Source organism: Asticcacaulis sp. (assembly GCF_027484505.1).
Classification (GTDB): domain Bacteria; phylum Pseudomonadota; class Alphaproteobacteria; order Caulobacterales; family Caulobacteraceae; genus Asticcacaulis.
On the sequence record NZ_JAIXSV010000310.1, the window covers coordinates 1 to 4,488 of the forward strand.

The 4,488-nt window shown below is 61.1% G+C and carries 5 protein-coding genes; 2 read left to right on the forward strand and 3 right to left on the reverse strand.

Annotated features, from left to right (window positions below):
• Nucleotides 1-285 precede the first annotated feature (285 nt).
• Both Q0072_RS18375 and Q0072_RS18380 read left to right on the forward strand, forming a co-directional pair.
• Nucleotides 286-480 carry a type II toxin-antitoxin system VapB family antitoxin gene (locus Q0072_RS18375; protein ID WP_298333008.1) on the forward strand — a complete coding sequence of 65 codons (195 nt, stop codon included), beginning with the start codon at nucleotides 286-288 and terminating at the stop codon, nucleotides 478-480.
• A gap of 7 nt (nucleotides 481-487) precedes the next feature.
• Nucleotides 488-868 carry a PIN domain-containing protein gene (locus Q0072_RS18380; RefSeq protein ID WP_298333009.1) on the forward strand — a complete coding sequence of 127 codons (381 nt, stop codon included), beginning with the start codon at nucleotides 488-490 and terminating at the stop codon, nucleotides 866-868.
• A gap of 62 nt (nucleotides 869-930) precedes the next feature.
• Here the strand turns inward: Q0072_RS18380 and Q0072_RS18385 are convergent, their stop codons facing one another.
• The 3 genes from Q0072_RS18385 to Q0072_RS18395 all read right to left on the reverse strand — a co-directional run.
• Nucleotides 931-2,427 carry a Do family serine endopeptidase gene (locus tag Q0072_RS18385; protein WP_298333010.1) on the reverse strand — a complete coding sequence of 499 codons (1,497 nt, stop codon included), beginning with the start codon at nucleotides 2,425-2,427 and terminating at the stop codon, nucleotides 931-933.
• A gap of 250 nt (nucleotides 2,428-2,677) precedes the next feature.
• Nucleotides 2,678-3,190, reverse strand: a complete 513-nt coding sequence (locus Q0072_RS18390) for a cytochrome c-type biogenesis protein (RefSeq protein ID WP_298333011.1) — start codon at nucleotides 3,188-3,190, stop codon at nucleotides 2,678-2,680.
• Nucleotides 3,187-4,488, reverse strand: a 1,302-nt coding sequence (locus Q0072_RS18395; RefSeq protein ID WP_298333012.1) for a cytochrome c-type biogenesis CcmF C-terminal domain-containing protein, incomplete at its 5' end; no start/stop codon positions are given. The genes Q0072_RS18390 and Q0072_RS18395, both read right to left, overlap by 4 nt.

Sequence of the window (4,488 nt, forward strand, 5' to 3'; positions counted from 1 at the left end):
TCAAAGAGTTTAAACGCGTCGCCATGAGAGCAGACAAAACCGACAACAGCTTCAAGGCTATGATCTATCTCGCAGCCGCCGTCATAAACTCAAAATGAATCCCCACAAACCCTAGAGCGCAATCCGATAAACTGGATACCACTTTTCGGAAAAATTGCGCGACAAAACAGAAATTTAGAGCGGGATGATGCTTCAACTTAAAATCATCCCGCTCTAGAAATCATTCCGATCTAGGATGGATGCGCATTTTGAGGTATAACCTCATCAGATCTGATGAGGTTGCTCATGCGCACCACCGTAACCATCGACGACAGCCTGTTTGAACAGGCGGTGCAACTGGCCGATCCCGGTATGGATCGCGCAGATATATTCCGCGAAGCCATGAAGACCTTCGTGCGGATTCAGGCCGCCAGACGTCTGGCGGCCCTGGGTGGTGCGACCCCCGACATGACCGGGATTCCGCGCCGTCGCGAAGACTGATCCCTGCATGAATGTGCTGGTCGATACCTCGGTCTGGGTGGATCATTTTCGCAACCACAATGCGGATTTGACGGCGCTTCTGCTGCGGGATGAGGCGATGACTCACCCGATGATTGTCGTCGAATTGAGTTGCGGACACGTCCCGGCACCGCGCGCGGAGACCTTGAACGCTATGCGCCTGCTGCGCCCCAGCCATCAGGCAAGCCTGAACGAGATTTCCGACTATATTGAACGCGAAAAGCTGTTCGGTCTGGGCTGCGGGCTGGTGGATTTTGCCTTGCTGGCTTCGGCCTTGCTCACGCCTGATGCAAAGCTATGGACACTGGACAAACGACTGAATGCTCTGGCTGAGCGTTTCGGCATAGGCTACGCACCTGTGCGGCAATAATATCTGAAAAAACCCCGGCCTTCGCAGGCCGGGGTTTTGGTGTTTAGTCCGTTGTCTGGACCTTACTTGAGGCTCAGCGGCAGCGGCACATTGCGGCCACCGCGGTTGACCAGCAGCAGGATCGAGGGCCGGTTGGCGGCCTTCATATCCGCGACGATCTTATCGAACTCGGCGCGGTTGGCCACGGGCAGGTTGTTGGCGCGCACGATGACGTCACCGGCCTTCAGACCCTTCTTGGCGGCATCCGAAGTCGGCTCGATGGCCGTCACCACCAGACCGTTGACATCGGCTTCGATACCGTAGGTCTTGCGCGAGGTCGGATCGAGCGGCTTGACGCTCAGGCCCAGCACCGGCGCGCCGGTTTCGGGCGTCGTGGCCCCGCCGTTCAGCACCTTGTTCAGTTCGTCTTCGCCCGGACGCAGGGCCGCGACGATGGTCAGCTTGACCATCTTGCCATTGCGGAACACCTCGATTTCAACCTTTTCGCCGGGGCGCACATCGGCCACGTTGCGGGTCAGGTCGGTATTGAGCTTGACCGTCTTGCCATTGACCTTCTTGACGATGTCGCCGACCTGCACGCCACCCTTGGCGGCCGGACCGTCCTTGGTAACGTCGGCAATATAGGCACCGTCCTTGTCCGGCAGGCTCAGACTTTCGACATATTCGTCGGTGACGGGCAGGATCTGCACGCCGATATAGCCGCGCTCGACCTTACCGCCCGCCATCAGCTTGCGCGCAATGGCCGAGGCCGTATCCGCGGGAATGGCAAAGCCAACACCGGCATTGCCGCCCGACGGCGTGATGATGGCCGAGTTGACACCGATGACACGACCGTTGAGGTCAAAGGTCGGGCCGCCGGAATTGCCGCGGTTGATGGCGGCGTCAATCTGCATGTAATCGACATAGCCCTGCGCGCCGTCCGGACGCCCAAAGGCCGAGACGATACCCGCCGTCGCCGTACCCGACAGGCCGAACGGGTTGCCGACCGCGATGACCCAGTCGCCGACGCGCGGACGCTGATCGGTTTCAAACTGCACATAGGGGAAGTTCTTGCCTTCGACCTTGAGCACGGCCAGATCGGTGGCCGGGTCGCGGCCGATGACCTTGGCCGTCAGCTTCTGTTCGTTGGTCAGGACGACGGTGATTTCGTCGGCCCCTTCGATGACGTGGTTGTTGGTGACCACATAGCCGTCGGCGGTGATGAAGAAGCCCGAACCGGCACCACGCACCTCGCGTTCATTGCCCTCACCTTCGCCTTCGTCCTGCGACGGCGGTTCGAAGCCGGGGATGATCAGGCCGTTCGGCACCTTAACCTTGCCCTTGGTCTCGATTGAGACGACGGCGGGGGACACCCGCTCAATGATGTCGGCAAAGGACATGGGCGCGCCCGCCGGCGGCTTTACCGGGGTCACGGCCGCCGTCTTGATCAGGGTCGAGCCATCATAGCCCCCCAGACCTGACACCGCGGCACCGGCCACCGCTGCGCCGAGCATCAGGCCACCGGCCACGCCCGCCACCAGGCCCTTATTCTTCTTTACCGAGTTAAGCACGTTCCCCATGGGTCTTCGTCCTGATTATACGCTGTTACGGTCAACATAGGCATTTTAAGGCCGCAAGCCAGTGTTTTCACGCGGGCTTACCATCTTTTAATCCGTGGGAGTCATGCAACCAAAGCGGTGCGGCAAAATCGTGGCTTAGAGCGCAATCCGACAAAGTGGATACCACTTTTCGGAAAAATTGCGCGACCACACAAAAACTTAGAGGCATTCGGCGGATCAACTGAGCCAACGAATGCCTCTAAATACGATCTTATTTGTGACTGTCAGGGTCACGGTTCAAAAGCGCGTCCAGCCGCGCCTGTTCTTCGGCACTGAGGTCGGGGGTATCTGGCTCAGGTTCGTTAGCCCCTTTACGGCGGCCCATGGCGATAAAAATCACCCCACCGACCAGCAACACCGCCACAGGCAGCCCCCACAGCAGGCCGGTGGCCAGCGAAAAGCGCGGACGGAACAGCACATAGTCGCCATAGCGGGCGCGCAGGATGTCACGGATATCGCTGTCGCTTTTGCCCTCGGAGATATGGGCCCGGATGTCGCGGCGCATATCGGCGGCAATATCGGCCCCGGAATCGGCAATGGATTCGTTCTGACAGACGACGCAGCGCACTTCGCGGTAAAGGGCGCGGGCACGGTCATCCTGCTGTTTGTCCGACAGGGTTTCACCGGGCAGCACGGCCCCGGCGACCTGCGAAAAGGCGAACAGGGTGGTGAGGAGGGCCCGAATGTAACGTCCCGCTGGCGAGCTATGGCGAGAATGCCTCATCCCTTTTTCCCCCGACTGGCCAGCCCCAGCCGCAGGCGACGGTCACACAGCGACAACACCCCGCCTATGGCCATCAGCAGCGGCCCGAAGAAGATCAGCCGCGCCCACGGATTATACAAAGCCCTGATCTGCCAGCCATCGGGCGACGGTTCGCCCAAAACAAAATAGAGATCGTTCAGCGGCTGAAAACACAGGGCCACCTCGGTCGTCACGGTCGAGGACGCCGGATAAAAGCGCCGCTCCGGCAGGGCCTGACAGACCGGCTTGCCGCCACGTCGCACATCCAGCACCCCGCGTTCGGCCTCATAGTTCGGCCCGACCACGCTTTTGATGTCGCTCAGGCGCACCTCATAGGCCCCGACGCGCAGCGCCCCGCCGACGCGCAGATGATCGACGGCGCTGAGCTTGGTCTGGGTCTCCACCACCGCCCCCAGCACGAAGAGGCCCAGCCCCACATGCGCCAGCACCATGCCGTGCGTCGCCAGTGGCAGGGCACGAAAGCGGCGCAGGCTCTCAGAAAACGGCACCTTGAGCAGGTGAGTGCGTTCCTGCAAAACCTGCCACGAGCCGAGGATGACCCAGCCGCCCAGAAGGAAACCGACGCCTAGGGAGAGTATTTTTTTCGCCTCACCGCTGCCCATCAGCACCGCGCCCAACACGGCCAGAAGCACAGAGATTCCCGCCGCCAGAGCCAGCCTCTGCCCCACCGCCTTGAGGTCACCGCGCTTCCACGCCATCAGGCTGGCCAGAGGCAGGATCAGCATGGCCACCGACATGGCCGGCACGAAGCTGAGGTTATAATAGGGGGTGCCGACCGAAATCGTCTTGCCCGTCAGAGCCTCCATCAGCAGCGGATAGAGCGTCCCCAGACAGACGGTGGACAGGGCCACAAAGACCAGCAGGTTATTGAGCACAAGCGTCGATTCGCGGCTGACCGGCGCAAACACGCCACCGGAACTGAGCGCCGAGGCGCGGAACACATAGAGGGCGAACCCGGCCCCGGCGGTAATGAACAGAATGGCCAGCAGCAGGATGCCGCGCTGCGGATCGACGGCGAAGGCGTGCACGCTGGTCAGCACGCCGGAGCGCACCAGAAACGCTCCCAGCATCGAGAAGGTGAAGGCCAAAAGCGCCAGAAACACCGTCCACGATTTCAGCGCGTCGCGCTTTTCCAGCACGATGGCCGAATGCAGCAGGGCGGTCGCCGCCAGCCACGGCATGAAGGAGGCGTTTTCCACCGGGTCCCAGAACCACCAACCGCCCCAGCCCAGCTCATAATAGGCCCAGAACGACCCCAA

Coding starts and splice junctions, on each gene's coding strand:
- Q0072_RS18380 (WP_298333009.1), top strand. CDS start 488: ATGAATGTGCTGGTCGATACCTCGGTCTGGGTGGATCATTTTCGCAAC.
- Q0072_RS18390 (WP_298333011.1), bottom strand. CDS start 3,190: ATGAGGCATTCTCGCCATAGCTCGCCAGCGGGACGTTACATTCGGGCC.
- Q0072_RS18385 (WP_298333010.1), bottom strand. CDS start 2,427: ATGGGGAACGTGCTTAACTCGGTAAAGAAGAATAAGGGCCTGGTGGCG.
- Q0072_RS18375 (WP_298333008.1), top strand. CDS start 286: ATGCGCACCACCGTAACCATCGACGACAGCCTGTTTGAACAGGCGGTG.